Genomic DNA, 15,077 nt, shown 5'->3' on the forward strand with positions numbered 1-15,077 from the left:
GCGCTATTCCAGCCAGTTCTCGACCTTCAAGTCTTTGATCCGGTTGAACTCTCCCGTATTGGCGGTCACCAGCGTAGTGCCCAGCGCGCAAGCGTGGGCAGCAATAAAAAGGTCATTGTGGCCAATGGTCTGGCCAGCGCTTTCCATCTCGGCGCGAAGGGCGCCATATTCGGCATCTACCGGTACATCGAGCGGCAGGACTGGGATCTCGGCCAGCAGTTCCTCGATTTTCCTCAGCAGCTTGGCCGACCCTTTCCTGGCGCAGCCATATCGCAATTCCGCGGCGACTACGATGCTGGTGCACACGGCGGCATCTCCCGCGCGCGCCATTGCACTTGCGGCCTTGCCAGCGGGGTTTCGGATCATGTCGCTGATGATGTTCGTGTCCAGCATGAACCGCATCAGAAAATTTCCTCGGATTTGATCGGCGCGTCGTCGATCTCGGGGAAGTCGTCCTCAGGACCGAGCGGCGGCTCTTTCGCCCATTGAGCGAGCAGCGCGGTGAGGCCGGGTTTGCGAACCGGCTCGATGACAAGGCGGTCGCCTTCGCGACTGATCAGGACCTTATCACCTGGAAGTTCGAACTCGACGGGAATGCGCACCGCCTGGCTGCGATTGTTGCGAAACAGCTTCGCCTCCTTCGGCGGTGTCGTTGAATGCCGTTTCTGGGGCATGGTCGCGACTCCTTGTATATGCCATTTGTATATGCCATACGACGCTGCGGTACAAGGCACAGAAAAACTACGACGACGACAGCCATCCGTTGGAACAGAATTCCAATAACTGACCATTTCAGCGATATCTTTTCTCGCAGCAAGGCCATGAAGCTACAGTGCGTGCCTCGTCGCGCATGATGCGCCACGGCTATGGTCCCAGCATAACGCCCAGCATAACGCATTGCATCGGAGCCTGTTTCATGAAGCGATTTTTCCTTGGCGTCGCCACCGTCGCCGGCCTGTTCCTCGCATCCTCCCAGGCCTGGTCGGCCGACAAACTGCTCAACGCGTCCTATGATGTCGGCCGCGAATTGTTCGTGCAGGTCAACAAAGCCTTCATCGCGCAACATCCGGGCGTCACCGTCGACCAGTCGCATGCCGGCACTTCGGCACAGGCGCGCGCCATCGCCGAGGGCCTTGGCGCCGATGTCGTTACCTTCAACCAGGTCACCGACATAGATTTTCTGGTCAAGAAGGGCCTCGTCTCGGCCGACTGGCAGAAGGATTTCCCCGACAACGCCTCGCCCTTCTATTCGCTGCCGTCCTTCCTGGTACGCGCCGGCAACCCCAAGCACATCAAGGACTGGAACGATCTCGTGCGCGACGACGTGCAGGTGATCTTCCCCAACCCGAAAACCTCCGGCAATGCGCGCTATACCTATCTGGCGGCTACCGCCTATGCCAAGGAAGCTTTCAAGGGCGACGATGCCAAGGTGAAGGAGTTCATTACCAAGCTGTTCAACAACGTGCCGATCTTCGACACCGGCGGCCGCGCCGCGACTACCACCTTCGTGCAGCGCGAGATCGGCGACGTGCTGATCACCTTCGAGTCCGAGACGCGCGGCATCCGCAAAGAGTATGGCGACGACAAATTCGAGCAGGTCACACCCTCGGTCAGTCTGCTCGCCGAATTCCCGGTCGCGATCGTCGACAAGGTCGCCGACGAGCATGGCACGCGCGAGCTGGCAAAGACCTATCTCGACTTCCTCTACACGCCGGAGGGCCAGGACATCCTCGCCCAGAACGGCACCCGGGTCCGCGATGCAGCAGTGGAGGCCAAATACAAAGCCCAGTTTCCCGATGTCCGCCTGCTGACCGTCGAAGGTGTCTTTGGCGGCTGGGACAAGGTGCAGAAGGAGCATTTCGCCGCCGGCGGCCTGCTCGACCAGACCTATGGTAGCCGCTGACGGCAGCAACATCCGGGGTAAGCGAGGGAGCCGGCGCTTTGCCGGCTTTTTTCGTTTATGCGCCGGCAACCCGGTTTTCAGCGGAATATCGGCGTCGTCAGTGCAAAACGTTACAAAGAATCAACGTGTTTGTGCCTAACGTGCCATTCGGCGGCTCGTTTTCGCGAAATATCATCGCACAGCGAAAACGTCATTATTTGCACACAAACAGTCGCCAGATGCGAGTGGTTGGGGCTTCAATGGGTTGATCTGGGCATGCTGACAAAAAAAGGCAAATACGGCCTCAAGGCCCTCGTGCATCTGTCCGGCCTGCCGGTGGGCCAACTGGCCTTCGTCAACGACATCGCGGTGGCCAACAACATCCCGAAGAAATTCCTCGATGCCATCCTGGGCGAGTTGCGCAATGCAGGCTTCGTCCAGAGCCGCAAGGGCAAGGAAGGCGGCTATCGCCTCGCCCGGCCCGCATCCGAAATCAAGATCGGCCATGTCGTGCGCGTGCTTGACGGGCCGCTGGCGCCGATTCCCTGCGCCAGCCGCACGCAGTATCAGCGCTGTGACGACTGCGATGAGGCGACCTGCCAGGTCCGGCACATGATGCTGGAAGTGCGGCAGGCGATCGCCGAAGTGCTTGATAACCGCAGCCTCGCCGCCATGCGCGATGCCGACAATGATGATTTCCCGGTCGAATTGACGTCGCAGATTTAAATCAATACCAAATGCACCGCGTTTGCTTGAGCAGATCGCAGGTGCAAAGGCTCATGACCGGCGTATCCAGTGGACGGCGGCAGCGACGAGTTCGCTGACCGGGCGCGTCGCATCGAGCGTCAATGCCCGCTCGTTCGCTGCTGGCGGCTCGAGGATGGCGAACTGGCTGTCGACAAGGCTCGCCGGCATGAAATGGCCCTTGCGGTTGCCGACACGCTGCATCGCCGTGGCAGGGTCGATCTCCAGATAGAGGAAGACTATCCGCGGGCAGAAACCGCTCAAGCGCGCGCGATATCTGCGCTTCAGCGCCGAGCAGGCGGCAACCACGCCCTGTCCGTTGTCCACGGACTCAGCGATGCGCTCGCCGATCGCGTCGAGCCAGCCTTCCCGCAATTGATCGGTGAGCGGCTCGCCGCTTGCCATGCGCGCGACATTTTCCGGCGGGTGCAGCCTGTCGCCCTCGATGAAGATTACGCCCAATTCGGCCGCCAGCGCCGTGCCGACGGCCGACTTGCCGCAGCCGGCGACGCCCATCACCACGATGACCGGCACTGAGCCGGGAGCGCCCGTCGGCGCCTGTGCTGCCTTTTCGTCCACTGTCAGCGGCTTGCCGGCGCGCGGCCGTAGACAAGCAGCATGGCGACGATGACGACGCCGTAGATGATCTGCCGCCCCGCTTCCGGCATCTGCATGACCGACAGGATGGATTGCAGCAGCGTGATCAGGATGACGCCGGCGACGGTGCCGAGATAAGAGCCGCGCCCGCCCAGGATCGAAGTACCGCCAAGCACCACGGCGGCGATCGACGGCAACAGATAGGCATCACCCATCGACTGCGCCGCCTTGGAGGCATAGCCGGCCAAAAGCACGCCACCGAAGGCCGAAAGACCGCCGGAGACGGCGAAGGCGATCATCACGACGCGCCGTGTGTCGATCCCAGAGAGATAGGCCGCGCGCTCGCGGTTGCCGATGCCGTAAACGGTGCGGCCGAAGCTGGTGCGGGTCAGCACGAAGACCATCGCAGCCCCGATCAGCGCCCAGATGATGACCGCGTTGGGCACGCCCGGAATGGTGAAACCTGTCGCCAGGTAGCGCATCGCGCCCGTCGCCGAATCCTGTGGTGAGAAGCCGCCGGTGTAGACGACCATCAGCCCCTGCGCGACGGCGTTGGTGGCCAGCGTGATGATCATCGAGGGGATGCGCAGATAGGCGACGCCGATGCCGTTGACGACGCCGATCAGCATGCCGCAGACGATGCCGCACGGAATGGCCAGCGCCACGCCGACCGGACCATAGGCCGCCGCCGCACAGGCCATCATCGCGCCCGCTGCCACCGCCCAAGGCACCGACAGGTCGATCTGGCCAAGCAGGATGACCAGCATCATACCGGTGGCGATGACGCCGAGGAACGAAGCCACTTTGAGCTGCTGCAAGAGATATTCAGGCGACAGGAAGCTTCTGGAATAGAGGCTGCCGAGGAACAGCAACAGCACGATGCAGGCAAAGGCCGTCAGCACCGCCGGATCGGCGCGGCGGATGAATCTGGGCATGCGGCCGGCAATGCCGCCAAGCGTCGTTTCGCTCACAGGAACCACTCCAGCCGGTTGCGGACCCGAAACAGGGCGAAGGCGCCGAGGCTGACGGCGACCAGCAGGATAACGCCCTGGAACAGCGGCTGCCAGAGCGGATCGAAATCGAAGACGAACAAAAGGTCGCCAATGGTGCGGAAGGCCAGCGCACCGAAGATCGCGCCGATGGCGCTGCCCTTGCCGCCGAACAGCGAGACGCCGCCGAGCACCACGGCGGCGATCGAAAACAGCGTGTAGGCGTTGCCGCTGGCATAGGCCGCCTCGCCCGTATAGGTGAAGAAGGTCAGGAACAGGCCGCCGATCGCAGCCAGCAGCCCGGCCAGCGTGTAGGCGGCGAACTTGCCGCGCCTTATCGGCACGCCGGACATGTAGGCCGCCGTTTCCGACGACCCGGCCGCGTAAGCAGCGCGGCCTAGTACCGAGCGGCTGAACGGCACCCAGATCACCAGCACGATTGCCAACAGCGCGACGAGGCTCGCCGGGACCACCCCAAACACGCGGCCGGTCAGCGCGTCAGCCAGATCCTCATTGACCGAACCGCCCGGAAATGGCCGCAGCAATAGGCCGATGCCGTAATAGACGGCCCCTGTGGCAATCGTGGCAACGATCGGCTGCAGCCGCCCATAGATGACGATGGCGCCGTTGATGGCGCCGCATAAAAGGCCCACCGCCAGCACGGCGATGACGCCCAGCGTCGTCTGCATCGGCGTGCCCACCACCAGCCAGGAGGCGAGGCAATTGGTGAGCAGGAAGATCATGCCGATGGAGAGGTCGATGCCGGCGGTGATCACCACCAGCGTCTGGGCCATCGCCACAAAGGCGAGCAGCACGCCTTTGTTCGAGGCTGTCTGCACGACGTTGGCGGTGAAGCCGGCCGGATGGTTCGAGGTGTAGATGACGAACATGACGATGAAAATGCCGAACGCCAGCAGCGTTCCGCGCTGCTCGGCCAGCCAGTAGCGCCAATCTCTCACGCGTCTGCTCCCAGGCCCACCGGGCTCTCCTCGCCATGGATGTTGAGCGCACTTGATATCAGCGCCCGCTCGGTGATCTCCGCGCCGACCAGCTCGCGCTTGACCGCCCCGTCATAGAGCACCAGCACGCGGTCGCAGCAGCCGATCAGTTCGTCATAGTCTGTCGAATAGAACAGGATCGCCGCACCCGCATCGGCGAGCTTGCGCATTAGCTGATAGAGCTCCTGCTTGGTGCCGACATCGATGCCGCGCGTCGGATCGTTGAGCAGGATGATGCGCGGTTGCCGCATCAGCCATTTGGCGATGACCACCTTCTGCTGGTTGCCGCCCGACAGTGCGCCGACCGGAATGTCGAGGCCTGCCGTCTTGATCGCCAAAAGGCCGACCATGTCGTCGATCAGCCGCTGCTCGGCGGCGCGGTCGATGATGCCGGTTTTCGACAGCCGGTCGAGCGCGGCGAAGGACAGGTTCTCGCGCACCGTCATCGGCAGCATCAGGCCTTCGGTCTTGCGGTCCTCGGGAATGAGCGCCATGCCGATGCCGTCGTCGCGCGCGACGGATGGACTGGTGATCGACACAGGCTTGCCGTCGATCAGGATCTGGCCGGACAGGCCGCGCAGCACGCCGAAGAAGGCGAGCAGCAATTCGCGCTGGCCCTGGCCATCGAGGCCACCGAGCCCGACCACCTCACCTGCCCCGACCGTCAGCGAGATGTCGTGCAGCCGGTCGGCCCAGGAAAGCTTACGGGCTTCGAGCCTGGGGGCGGCGGTGGCTGGTACGGCCGCCGGCTTGGGCGGAAAGATGTGGCTGTATTCGCGCCCGATCATCAGTTCGACGACTTCGTTGTCGCTCTTTGTGCCTGCCTTATAGCTGGCGACATTGCGGCCGTTGCGAAACACCGTGCAGTGGTCGGCAAGCTCGGCGATCTCGTTCATGCGGTGCGAGATATAAAGCAGCGCCAGCCCTTCCGAGCGCAATCGCTTGAGCACGCTGAAGATCTTGGCGACGTCGGTGGCGGTCAGTGCCGAAGTCGCCTCGTCGAGGATCAGGATGCGCGGCTTCCTGGCCAGCGCCTTGGCGATCTCGACCATCTGCCGGCGCGACAGCGGCAGGTCCTTGACCAGGGCCAAAGGGTGGATGTCAGCCGCGCCCGCGCGCGCCAGCGCCTCCTCGGCGATGCGGCGTTGCGCCTTGCGGTCGATCATGCCGAAGCGTTTGGGTGGATCGGAAATGACGATGTTGTCGGCGACGCTGAGTTCGGGAACCAGCGACAGCTCCTGGAAGATGCAGACGATGCCCGCCTTGTTGGCGGCAGCCGGAGAGGCGAAAGTTACCTCGCGGCCATCCAGCATCATCCGGCCTTCGTCGGCCGCGACGACGCCTGCCATGACCTTGATCAGCGTCGATTTGCCGGCGCCATTTTCGCCAAGGATGGCGTGGATGCTGCCTGGCGTGACCAAAAGCTCGGCCTTCTCCAGCGCCCGCACGCCCCCATAGCGCTTGGATATGCCTTCCATCCGGAAGAGCGGAACCGCACCGTCCATCGGCCCTCCCCAGGCAGTTTAACGATCAGACCTATCGAGTGGTCGGCGCCGCGGGGTCCCACGGCGCCGTTGTGCAGCCTATTGGTCAGCCTTGGTCTGACCCATGATTTCCTGCGCCGTGAAATTGATGCCGCAGGTCGGGAAGGAATTGCCGACGAAGAAATTGTCGGACTGGTCTGGGAAGAAATCCTCGCCTGCCTTGAAGTTCGGATCTTCGACGATCGCCAGCGGCAGCTTGACCGATTGCGGGACGACATTGCCTTCAAGTGCCGAGATCGCCGTCTTGATGGCGACCGCAACCTGCGCTGGGCCAGTACCGGCTGACGAACATTTCAACCCGTCGCCTGCATGGGCAGCGCAGAATTTGCGAAAGCCGTTCTCGGTCTCGCCGCCGAACGGCACGAAGGGATGCTTGGCATCGATCATCGCCTGCACGATGCCGGTGTCGCCACCTTGTCCGGTCACGCCGTCGAAGGGACCGTTGGTGGCAATCGCGTCGGCCGAGGCCTTTTGCGCAACGCCGTCATCCCACTTGCCGACAACCTCGGTGACGGCCCATTTCTTGCCGGAAGCGTCGAGAGCCTCATGGATGCCATTGTGCCGGTCGGTGTCGACCGACGTTCCAGCAACGCCACGCACCTCAAGCACCTTGCCGCCGTTCGGCACATGCGTGACCAACCATTTGCCCCATAGTTCGCCAAGGCCTTTCTGGTCGACGTTGACGTTGATGGCGTCCTTGGTGTCGAGAATGTTGTCAAAGGCAACCAGCACGACGCCGGCCTCCTTGGCACGCTTGATCACCGGCCCGAAGGCTGTCGGGTTCTGCGCGTTGACGACGATCGCGTCATAGCCGGAATCGATGAAGTTGTTGATCGCCGAAATCTGCGCCGGAACATCTTCACCAGTCGAGACGACCTTGAATTCCTTCAGCTTCGCGGCAACGTCCTTTTGTGCCGCATAGGCCTTTGCGGTCTGCACCATCTGGATACGCCAGGTATTGGCGATATAGCCGTTGGCGAGCGCGATGCGGTATGGGCCGTCCTTCTTGGGAAACTTGAAAAACTGCGTATCCGCAGCCCAGGGTGCGAAGCAATCCGGCTCCGCCGCCGGACCCTTGACGACTTCAGGGCCCGCGGCAATTGCCGACGAGCTCAACATGACGAATGCAGTGGCGGCAACGATGCCACCAACAAGTGACTTGATCATCGATATTCCTCCCAGTTGCAGTTCTGATTGTGGTTTCGCTGTGCGAAGTTTTTTGACGCGATGGGCCTGGCACCTCCTTGCCTTGGCATACGCGGTTTAGTTGCCCGTGACGGCCGACCTGGTTCCTCCCCCTTGTCACCGCCAGGCGGGCGAAAATTATCATATTATCCATAATAAACAAGTTTTAGTTGTCGCTTATATATAATAAACAGTCGCGACCTGTTGCTCGTCCACCCGTTCAGCAAATATGGTAGCGCTACCAAATTGGCGTGTAAACCGGCATTCGCACAGTCGCCTCTGTGCGTTTCAACGGGCGGTGCTTTCGCGGCGCTTGAGCTCGAAACCGAGATCGACAATCCGTTGCTCCGGCCTGTTGCCGGTGATCGCCGCCAGCGCCATGGCGACCGCACGCCGGCCGATCTCATAGCGATGGGTGCGGATGCTGGTGATCGACGGAAACGCCACTTGCATCATGTCGAGGTCGTTGAAACCGACGATGCCGATCGTCTTCGGCACCGCGATCGAGGCGCGATGACACTCGAACAACACGCCGAGCGCGATGTCGTCATTGTTGCAGAAGACACCGTCGAGTGTCGGCACCTTGGCCAGCGCGTCGCGGAACATCTCGCGGCCGAGCGATACGCTGGACGGAACCGGCGTGGTGGTGACAAGGCGCGGGTCGAACAGGCCGGCAGCCTCCATCGCCGCGCGATAGCCGGCAAGGCGCCGCTGCGAGCGCGGGTCCATGCGCGCGCCGATGAAGCCGATGCGGCGATAGCCCGCCTCGATCAGATGTTCGGTCGCCGTCCTGCCGCCGTCGAGATGTGAGAAGCCGACCATCATGTCGACCGGATCAGGTCCAGTCTCCATGACCTGCACCACCGGGCAGCCGGCATTCTCCAGCAGCTTTCGCGAGGCCGGCGTCTGGTCGATGCCGGCGACGATCAGCGCTGCCGGCCGCTGCGAACCGAACAGCTGCAGCAGCCGCTCTTCCTCGAGGCCGGAATAATGGGTGTTGCCGAGCTGGATGCGGAACGGGCTGGCCGACAGGCTGTCATAGATGCCGCGCACCACCTCGGCAAAGACGTTGTTGGTGAGCGACGGCACCAGCACGCCGAACACTTCGGCGCGCGCCGAGGCCAGCGCCCGCGCATTCGGGTCCGGCACATAGCCGAGTTCGTCGACGGCGGTCTGGATCTGGCGGCGCAGCTCTTCGGAGACGCGCTCCGGCTCGCGCAAGGCGCGCGACACGGTGATGGCGCCGACCCCGGCCTTGCGCGCCACATCTGATATGGTCGGGCGGCCGCCGCCACGGCGCGAGCGCGGCTTGATCACGGACGCGCTCGCTCGGGAATGCACCCCGTAGGTCGCGATACGATCGTTTTTGCTGTCGCCATCCTACCGGCCCCGCGTTGCCGCACCCAATCGCCTTCCTGGCGTCGCGCAGCCTGTTGTCCTTGTCAAGCAACGGCAACAATCCTGCCAACCTTCAGGCCATCACCGCAGTGCTGCGCCGTGCCTTCCAGAACAACAGTCCGATCGCCAGTATGTTCAGCAAATTCCAGGCGATGCCGTTGAGGAACGCAGCCGCATAGGAACCGGTCAAGTCGTAGATCCAGCCCGACATCCAGCCACCGATCGCCATGCCGAAGATGGTCGCCATCATGACGATGCCGATGCGCTGGCCGGCCTCTTTGGCGGGCATGTAGTCGCGCACGATGATGGCGTAGCAAGGCACGATGCCGCCTTGCGACAGGCCGAATACCAGCGACACCACATAGAGCGAGGCAAGTCCGTCGAACGGGATGTAGAACAGCAACGACAGGCACTGCAGCATCGAGCCGATCATCAGTGTCCACACAGCGCCGATACGGTCGGCGAGAAAGCCCGACGCCAACCGGCTGACGACGCCGCCGGCCATCATGATCGACAGCATGTCGGCGCCATGCGCCACGCCGTAGCCGAGATCCATGCAATAGGCGACGATATGCACCTGCGGCATCGACATCGCCACGCAGCAGCCGAGCCCGGCGACGACCAGCAGCACCTGCAACGCCGCCGGCGACAGCGAGATCGGCTGCACCGGCCGGCTTCCCGGCGAGCCGGCAGCGGCTGCGGCCGGGGCACCGCGCCGCAGCATCAGCACCAGCGGCACCATGGTGACCAGGCAGAAGATGCCGATTGCCGCATAGGTGAAGCGCCAGCCTTCCGCCTTCATCAGTGTCGGCATGATGGTCGGCCAGATCGCTCCGGCAAGGTAGTTGCCGGCAGCCGCCGCGGTCACTGCGACACCGCGCCGGCGGTTGAACCAGTGCGAGATGTCGGCAATCAGCGGCCCGAAGATCACGGACGTGCCGACGCCGATCAGAACCCCTTGAGCAAGGGTGAATTGCAGGATCGAGGTCGACAGCGCCGCGAGCAGGAGGCCGGCGGAGAGCGCAATCGAAGAGAGCAGCGCCGGGATCCAGTAGCCCATACGGTCGATGGCGCGGCCGATCAGCACGTTGCCGGCGGCAAAACCGACCATGGTCGCGGTGTAGGGCATTGAAGCCGCGGCACGGTCGACGCCGAATTCGGCCTGCACGGCGGGCAGCACGACGACAACCGCCCACATGCCGACGGCGCCGATCGTCGCCAGCAGCATCGAGATGGCAAGCCGCATCCAGGCATAGGAGCTGTCGATGCCGGGACTTGGCCGGCTCAAGTCGGTTCGGGTCAAGGCGTTTCCTGTCGGCGGTCTCAACAATCGGCTGCCGTTCGCGCCACTATCGGCGCATTCTCAGGCCGCAGCAGCGCCACAGCGGGCAAATCCGTGGCTCCAGGCCCTAAAGCAATTCCAGGAAAAGTGTGAAGCGGTTTTCCGTCCGGAATTGCGTCAAGACAAAGAGGTAGAGCGGTTCAACGTTTCCGTTAAACGATGGACCGCTCTAGGGGCGAATGCCGGAACCGATGCCAATATGCGGAGTTTCCCAACAAGCAAACCGGCAAAGGAGTCCAGCCATGACCGCCACCAAGAAGAAATGGTCGGCCGAGGTGACCGAGCACAGCGACGCGCTGGATCTCGAGGATCACGTCTTCGAATCCGACGACGCCAAGAAGATCGCCGCCTCGCTCAAGCGATCCGCCGAACACAGCCACCGGCGCAAGGCCGAGCCGTTCCAGTCAGCCATGTCGATGCTGAACTTCTACATCAATCGCGCCGGCAAGAACCTGCCTGCCGCGCGCAAAAAAATGCTTGAGGACGCCAAGGACGAGCTGCGCGCCGCCTTCGGGCGTGAGAAGGACGATTAGCTGCGACCCGATAGACCCTACCGGGCGCGGATGACGCCGTCGGTGTTGGCGAGCAGTTTGCGCACGGCGTTGCGCGCCGCGTCCGGCCGTTGCAGGCGGATGTTCTTCTCGATCGCCTCGTGCAGCTTCTGAGCGTGGTTGAGATCGTCGATTTCCCGCGTCGTATAGGCAAAGAGATGATCGAAGGCGGATTCGATCAGCACGCCGAGCGGCACCAGAAGGTCGTTGCCCGAAGCGCGCAGAATGGCGAGGTGAAACCGCGTGTCGGCGCGGGTGCGCTCCTGCAGGCTGGTCGCCGCGCCCATCTCCTGGCACGCCTGGCTGATCTCGGCCATCTGTTCGTCGGTGCGCCGCATGGCGGCAAAGGCGGTCGCTTCCGGCTCGATGATGTGGCGGAACTCCTGCACGGTCTTCAAAAACACTTCCCGATCCGGCGACGTCGCGTACCAGGCCAGCACGTCGCGATCGAGCAGGTTCCAGCGTTCCTTCGGCTCGACCCAGCTGCCGATCTTGGGACGTGAGGCCAAGAGGCTCTTGGCCATCAGCATCTTGATCGCCTCGCGCACCGCCGAGCGGCTGACGCTGAAGGTTTCCGACCATTTCGCTTCGTTGGGCAGGATGGTTCCGGGCGGATAGTCGCCGCGCACGATCCTGAGGCCGATCTCGCTGGCCAGAGAGGCATGGACGCTCGACCCTGGAATGCGCGCCGCATCAGGTCGGCGAACGCCAGCGGGACGCTCGGTGGAGGCCGATTTCGCTGACGATTTTTCCTTGTTCGGCTTCGCGTCCCGCATAGGCTCCAGAAAGTCTGGATTGAGGGTGCTGTCAAGCGCGGCAAGCGGCTTGGGCCGCAAAGCCGGCCGCTGTGCACAGATCAGCCCCGATCCGCTGCTTGATTGGCATGTCGAGATCACCTGAATATCGACATGCCTAGGCCTGCTTGACGTATCTGCGCCAGCTGTGCTCCGGGCGGAAACCGAGCACCTCGCGCGCCTTGCGGTTGGAGAGCAGCGTCTCGTATTCGCCGAGTTCGGCCTTGACCGGCACGCCGGGATAGAACCGCTTCAAGAGTTCGGCGGTCGGCAAATCGGACGAGGTATCGTCGTTGGCGGCGTTGAACACCTGATAGCCGAGGCCGTCCTTCTCGATGGCGCGCAGCGTGATCTGGCCGAGGTCGCGCGCATCGACATAACTCCAGGCGATGCGCTTGCGGAAACCCGGGTCGGCGAACCATTTCGGAAACAGCGAATATTCGTGCGGTTCGATGACGTTGCCGATGCGCAAGGCATAGATGTCGGTGCCATCGCGCTGCGCAAAGGCGCGAGCCGTCTTCTCGTTGACGACCTTGGACAGCGCGTAGCTGTCCATCGGATCGACATCGTACTCCTCGTCGAGCGGGAAATATTTGGGATCACGCGGCTCATTGGCGAAGACGAGGCCATAGGTCGTCTCGCTCGAGGCGATGATAACCTTGCGGATGCCGAGCTTCACCGCCGCCTCGATGACATTGTAGGTGCCGAGCGCATTGATGCGGAACACTTCGTTGTCGGTGGTGATCATGATGCGCGGGATGGCGGCAAAGTGGACCACCGCATCGACCGGCTGCGGGCGCAGCGACGGGTCGAATTCATGCAGGCCCATATAGCTCGACAGCGCGTTGAACACCTGCCCGCTGTCGGTGATGTCGGTGATCAGCGTACGCACCTTGGGATTGTCGAGCAGCTTGGTGTCGATGTTGAGCACCTGGCAGCCCTGCTCCACCAGATATTGCACGACATGGCGTCCGGCCTTGCCGCTGCCGCCGGTGAACATGATCCGCTTCGTCATTTTGCTCTCCACATCATCTGGGATTTATGTGTATTGTCAGACAATATCGCCATCCGCAACCACCTCGCCTGCAAAACGGCAGCGCCTGACATCAATCATTGCAACAGGACTTGAAGACATGAATACGACTGCCGCGAGCGAAAAGATCGGCTTCATCGGCCTTGGTCTGATGGGGCACGGGATCGCCAAGAACATCGTCGACAAGGGCTACAGCCTGACCTTTCTCGGCCGCAAGAACCGCAAGCCGGCGGAAGACCTTATTGGCCGCGGCGCCACTGAAGCATCGACCTCGCGCGATGTGGCGGCGGCATCGACAATCGTCTTCATCTGCGTCACCGGCTCACGCGAGGTCGAAGCGATCATTCGTGGCCCAGGCGGCCTCAAGGAGGGTTTGAAGAAGGGCTCGGTCGTCGTCGATTGCTCGACCGCCGATCCAGTCTCGACGGTGGCACTGGCAGCGGAACTGAAGGCGCTCGGCGTCGATTTCGTCGACGCGCCGCTGAGCCGCACGCCGAAGGAAGCCTGGGAAGGCACGCTCGACGCCATGGTCGGCGCGCCGGACGCTCTCTTTGCCAGGGTGAAACCGGTGATCGAAACCTGGGCCGGCCGCATCGTCCATATCGGCGACACCGGCGACGGCCACCGCATGAAGCTGCTCAACAATTTCATCTCGCTCGGCTACGCCGCGATCTATGCCGAGGCATTGGCGCTTGCGCAGAAAGTCGGCATCTCGCCGCCGCGCTTCGACAGCGTCATCCGCAACGGCCGCATGGATTGCGGCTTCTACCAGACCTTCATGCGCTGGACGCTGGAGGGCGAGCGCGACGCCCACAAATTCTCGATCGCCAATGCCTTCAAGGACCTGACCTATCTGGAATCGATGGCGGGTGCGGCCGGCATCGCCAACCCGCTCGGCAACGCGACCAAGAACTCCTTCGCCGGCGCCCATGCCACCGGCCCGGCCGAGCAATTCGTGCCGATGCTGGCAACCCATATCGGCAAGGTCAACGGCGTCGACCTGATGCCAATGAAGGATGGCAAGAAGCAAACGATCTGAGTGCTTGCCAGGCGCAGGTGCCGATCACCGCCTCCACCGTCCTATCCCATCGTCGGTGTTTTCAAGCAGCTTGTGCACAGCGTTGCGCGCCGCGGCTGGACGCCGCAGGCGGATGTTCTTCTCGATCGCTTCATGCAGCTTCTGCGCCTGCCGCTGGTCGCTGACCTGCTGCGTCGTGAACGCGAAGAGATGATCGAGCGCCGACTCGATCAACACGCCGAGCGGCACCAGAAGGTCGTTGCCGGAGGCGCGAAGGATGGCCAGATGAAAACGCGTGTCGGCACGGATACGCTCCTGCAGGCTCAAGGCCTCGCCCATTTCGCGGCAGGCCTGGCTGATCTCCGCCATCTGTTCGTCGTTGCGCCGCGTGGCGGCAAAGGCCGACGCCTCCGGCTCGATGATGTGACGAAACTCCTGCACGGTGCGCAGGAAAGCCTCGCGGTCGGGCGCCGTCGCGTACCAGGCAAGCACGTCGCGGTCGAGCAGGTTCCAGCGCTCCTTAGGCTCGACCCAGCTGCCGATCTTGGGCCGCGATGCCAACAGGCTTTTCGCCATCAGCATCTTGATGGCTTCGCGCACCGCAGAACGGCTGACATTGAAGATCTCGGCCCATTTGGCTTCGTTGGGCAGGATGGTGCCGGGCGGATAGTCGCCACGCACGATCCGCAGCCCAATTTCACCGGCCAGCGAGACATGAACGCTCGCTCCCGGAAAGTGCGCGGCACCAGTAACCCGCATGACGCCCGGATGGCGGCTGGCGTGTGCCATGGGCCGGTCGGCGCGTTTGTTTGACTTCTCGTCCGGCATCCACATTCCAATGCGTCGGCCGCCTATCATCCGGACAGGTCCGAACTTTACGCGGCGCGCCGATCTCGTTGCCGAAAAATCCAAACCATGGACGCGCGAAAGCCGGAGCCTGTTGCCCCAACCATTGCGTCCCGTTCAGGAGTGACGGGACGCCCGTTGCCGGGCGCCCCGAAA

16 protein-coding genes are annotated in these 15,077 nt (G+C 62.8%); 4 read left to right on the top strand and 12 right to left on the bottom strand.

Translation table 11 applies throughout. The annotated features are described in order from the left end of the window. Positions 1-3: 3 nt before the first annotated feature. Positions 4-402 carry a type II toxin-antitoxin system VapC family toxin gene (locus NKJ06_RS01565; protein ID WP_352635685.1) on the bottom strand — a complete coding sequence of 133 codons (399 nt, stop codon included), beginning with the start codon at positions 400-402 and terminating at the stop codon, positions 4-6. Beyond that, on the bottom strand, positions 402-674 hold the full coding sequence (locus NKJ06_RS01570) for an antitoxin (protein ID WP_352808680.1): 273 nt from the start codon (positions 672-674) through the stop codon (positions 402-404). The genes NKJ06_RS01565 and NKJ06_RS01570 overlap by 1 nt, the downstream gene beginning before the upstream one ends. A gap of 242 nt (positions 675-916) precedes the next feature. Here NKJ06_RS01570 and NKJ06_RS01575 point away from each other — a divergent pair, with 242 nt between their 5' ends. Both NKJ06_RS01575 and NKJ06_RS01580 read left to right on the top strand, forming a co-directional pair. After that, a complete protein-coding gene (locus tag NKJ06_RS01575) occupies positions 917-1,903 on the top strand; it encodes a sulfate ABC transporter substrate-binding protein (RefSeq protein WP_352808682.1) in 987 nt (328 codons plus the stop codon). Positions 1,904-2,158: 255 nt separating this feature from the next. Further along, positions 2,159-2,608, top strand: coding sequence for an RrF2 family transcriptional regulator (locus NKJ06_RS01580; protein WP_136622569.1), 450 nt, complete (start codon positions 2,159-2,161; stop codon positions 2,606-2,608). A gap of 51 nt (positions 2,609-2,659) precedes the next feature. Here the strand turns inward: NKJ06_RS01580 and NKJ06_RS01585 are convergent, their stop codons facing one another. The 7 genes from NKJ06_RS01585 to NKJ06_RS01615 form a co-directional block, all read right to left on the bottom strand. Continuing rightward, a complete protein-coding gene (locus tag NKJ06_RS01585; protein ID WP_352808684.1) occupies positions 2,660-3,205 on the bottom strand; it encodes a gluconokinase in 546 nt (181 codons plus the stop codon). Positions 3,206-3,207: 2 nt separating this feature from the next. Then, positions 3,208-4,194: an ABC transporter permease gene (locus NKJ06_RS01590; RefSeq protein ID WP_352808686.1), complete on the bottom strand. Its 987-nt coding sequence runs from the start codon at positions 4,192-4,194 to the stop codon at positions 3,208-3,210. Further along, positions 4,191-5,171: an ABC transporter permease gene (locus NKJ06_RS01595; protein ID WP_352808688.1), complete on the bottom strand. Its 981-nt coding sequence runs from the start codon at positions 5,169-5,171 to the stop codon at positions 4,191-4,193. Before NKJ06_RS01595 ends, NKJ06_RS01590 begins: the two co-directional genes overlap by 4 nt. Further along, positions 5,168-6,715: a sugar ABC transporter ATP-binding protein gene (locus tag NKJ06_RS01600; protein ID WP_352808691.1), complete on the bottom strand. Its 1,548-nt coding sequence runs from the start codon at positions 6,713-6,715 to the stop codon at positions 5,168-5,170. The genes NKJ06_RS01595 and NKJ06_RS01600 overlap by 4 nt, the downstream gene beginning before the upstream one ends. Before the next feature lie 78 nt (positions 6,716-6,793). Beyond that, positions 6,794-7,921: a sugar ABC transporter substrate-binding protein gene (locus NKJ06_RS01605; RefSeq protein ID WP_352664669.1), complete on the bottom strand. Its 1,128-nt coding sequence runs from the start codon at positions 7,919-7,921 to the stop codon at positions 6,794-6,796. A gap of 306 nt (positions 7,922-8,227) precedes the next feature. Continuing rightward, positions 8,228-9,256 carry an HTH-type transcriptional regulator GntR gene (gntR, locus tag NKJ06_RS01610; RefSeq protein WP_352808693.1) on the bottom strand — a complete coding sequence of 343 codons (1,029 nt, stop codon included), beginning with the start codon at positions 9,254-9,256 and terminating at the stop codon, positions 8,228-8,230. A gap of 154 nt (positions 9,257-9,410) precedes the next feature. After that, on the bottom strand, positions 9,411-10,640 hold the full coding sequence (locus tag NKJ06_RS01615) for an MFS transporter (RefSeq protein ID WP_352808695.1): 1,230 nt from the start codon (positions 10,638-10,640) through the stop codon (positions 9,411-9,413). 281 nt (positions 10,641-10,921) lie between these two features. Between NKJ06_RS01615 and NKJ06_RS01620 the strand changes: the two genes are divergently transcribed. Then, the gene (locus NKJ06_RS01620; protein WP_352808697.1) at positions 10,922-11,212 is read left to right on the top strand and encodes a DUF3175 domain-containing protein; all 291 of its coding nucleotides are present in this window, start codon (positions 10,922-10,924) and stop codon (positions 11,210-11,212) included. 17 nt (positions 11,213-11,229) lie between these two features. Here the strand turns inward: NKJ06_RS01620 and NKJ06_RS01625 are convergent, their stop codons facing one another. After that, complete coding sequence (locus tag NKJ06_RS01625) at positions 11,230-12,006, bottom strand: FadR/GntR family transcriptional regulator (protein ID WP_352808699.1); 777 nt, start codon at positions 12,004-12,006, stop codon at positions 11,230-11,232. A gap of 136 nt (positions 12,007-12,142) precedes the next feature. After that, a complete protein-coding gene (locus NKJ06_RS01630; RefSeq protein WP_352808701.1) occupies positions 12,143-13,039 on the bottom strand; it encodes an NAD-dependent epimerase/dehydratase family protein in 897 nt (298 codons plus the stop codon). A 118-nt stretch (positions 13,040-13,157) separates the two neighbouring features. Here NKJ06_RS01630 and NKJ06_RS01635 point away from each other — a divergent pair, with 118 nt between their 5' ends. Further along, positions 13,158-14,096: an NAD(P)-dependent oxidoreductase gene (locus NKJ06_RS01635; protein ID WP_352634026.1), complete on the top strand. Its 939-nt coding sequence runs from the start codon at positions 13,158-13,160 to the stop codon at positions 14,094-14,096. Positions 14,097-14,120: 24 nt separating this feature from the next. On the opposite strand, the gene NKJ06_RS01640 is transcribed toward NKJ06_RS01635, so the two are convergent. Continuing rightward, positions 14,121-14,864, bottom strand: a complete 744-nt coding sequence (locus NKJ06_RS01640; protein ID WP_352634028.1) for a FadR/GntR family transcriptional regulator — start codon at positions 14,862-14,864, stop codon at positions 14,121-14,123. Positions 14,865-15,077 lie beyond the last annotated feature (213 nt).

This window comes from Mesorhizobium sp. M0293 (assembly GCF_040321735.1).
Taxonomy (GTDB): Bacteria; Pseudomonadota; Alphaproteobacteria; order Rhizobiales; family Rhizobiaceae; genus Mesorhizobium.

Excerpts from the sequence above, each read along its gene's own strand:
- NKJ06_RS01565 (WP_352635685.1), bottom strand. The coding sequence starts at position 402 with ATGCGGTTCATGCTGGACACGAACATCATCAGCGACATGATCCGAAAC.
- NKJ06_RS01570 (WP_352808680.1), bottom strand. The coding sequence starts at position 674 with ATGCCCCAGAAACGGCATTCAACGACACCGCCGAAGGAGGCGAAGCTG.
- NKJ06_RS01575 (WP_352808682.1), top strand. The coding sequence starts at position 917 with ATGAAGCGATTTTTCCTTGGCGTCGCCACCGTCGCCGGCCTGTTCCTC.
- NKJ06_RS01580 (WP_136622569.1), top strand. The coding sequence starts at position 2,159 with ATGCTGACAAAAAAAGGCAAATACGGCCTCAAGGCCCTCGTGCATCTG.
- NKJ06_RS01600 (WP_352808691.1), bottom strand. The coding sequence starts at position 6,715 with ATGGACGGTGCGGTTCCGCTCTTCCGGATGGAAGGCATATCCAAGCGC.
- NKJ06_RS01605 (WP_352664669.1), bottom strand. The coding sequence starts at position 7,921 with ATGATCAAGTCACTTGTTGGTGGCATCGTTGCCGCCACTGCATTCGTC.
- NKJ06_RS01620 (WP_352808697.1), top strand. The coding sequence starts at position 10,922 with ATGACCGCCACCAAGAAGAAATGGTCGGCCGAGGTGACCGAGCACAGC.
- NKJ06_RS01625 (WP_352808699.1), bottom strand. The coding sequence starts at position 12,006 with ATGCGGGACGCGAAGCCGAACAAGGAAAAATCGTCAGCGAAATCGGCC.
- NKJ06_RS01630 (WP_352808701.1), bottom strand. The coding sequence starts at position 13,039 with ATGACGAAGCGGATCATGTTCACCGGCGGCAGCGGCAAGGCCGGACGC.
- NKJ06_RS01635 (WP_352634026.1), top strand. The coding sequence starts at position 13,158 with ATGAATACGACTGCCGCGAGCGAAAAGATCGGCTTCATCGGCCTTGGT.
- NKJ06_RS01640 (WP_352634028.1), bottom strand. The coding sequence starts at position 14,864 with ATGGCACACGCCAGCCGCCATCCGGGCGTCATGCGGGTTACTGGTGCC.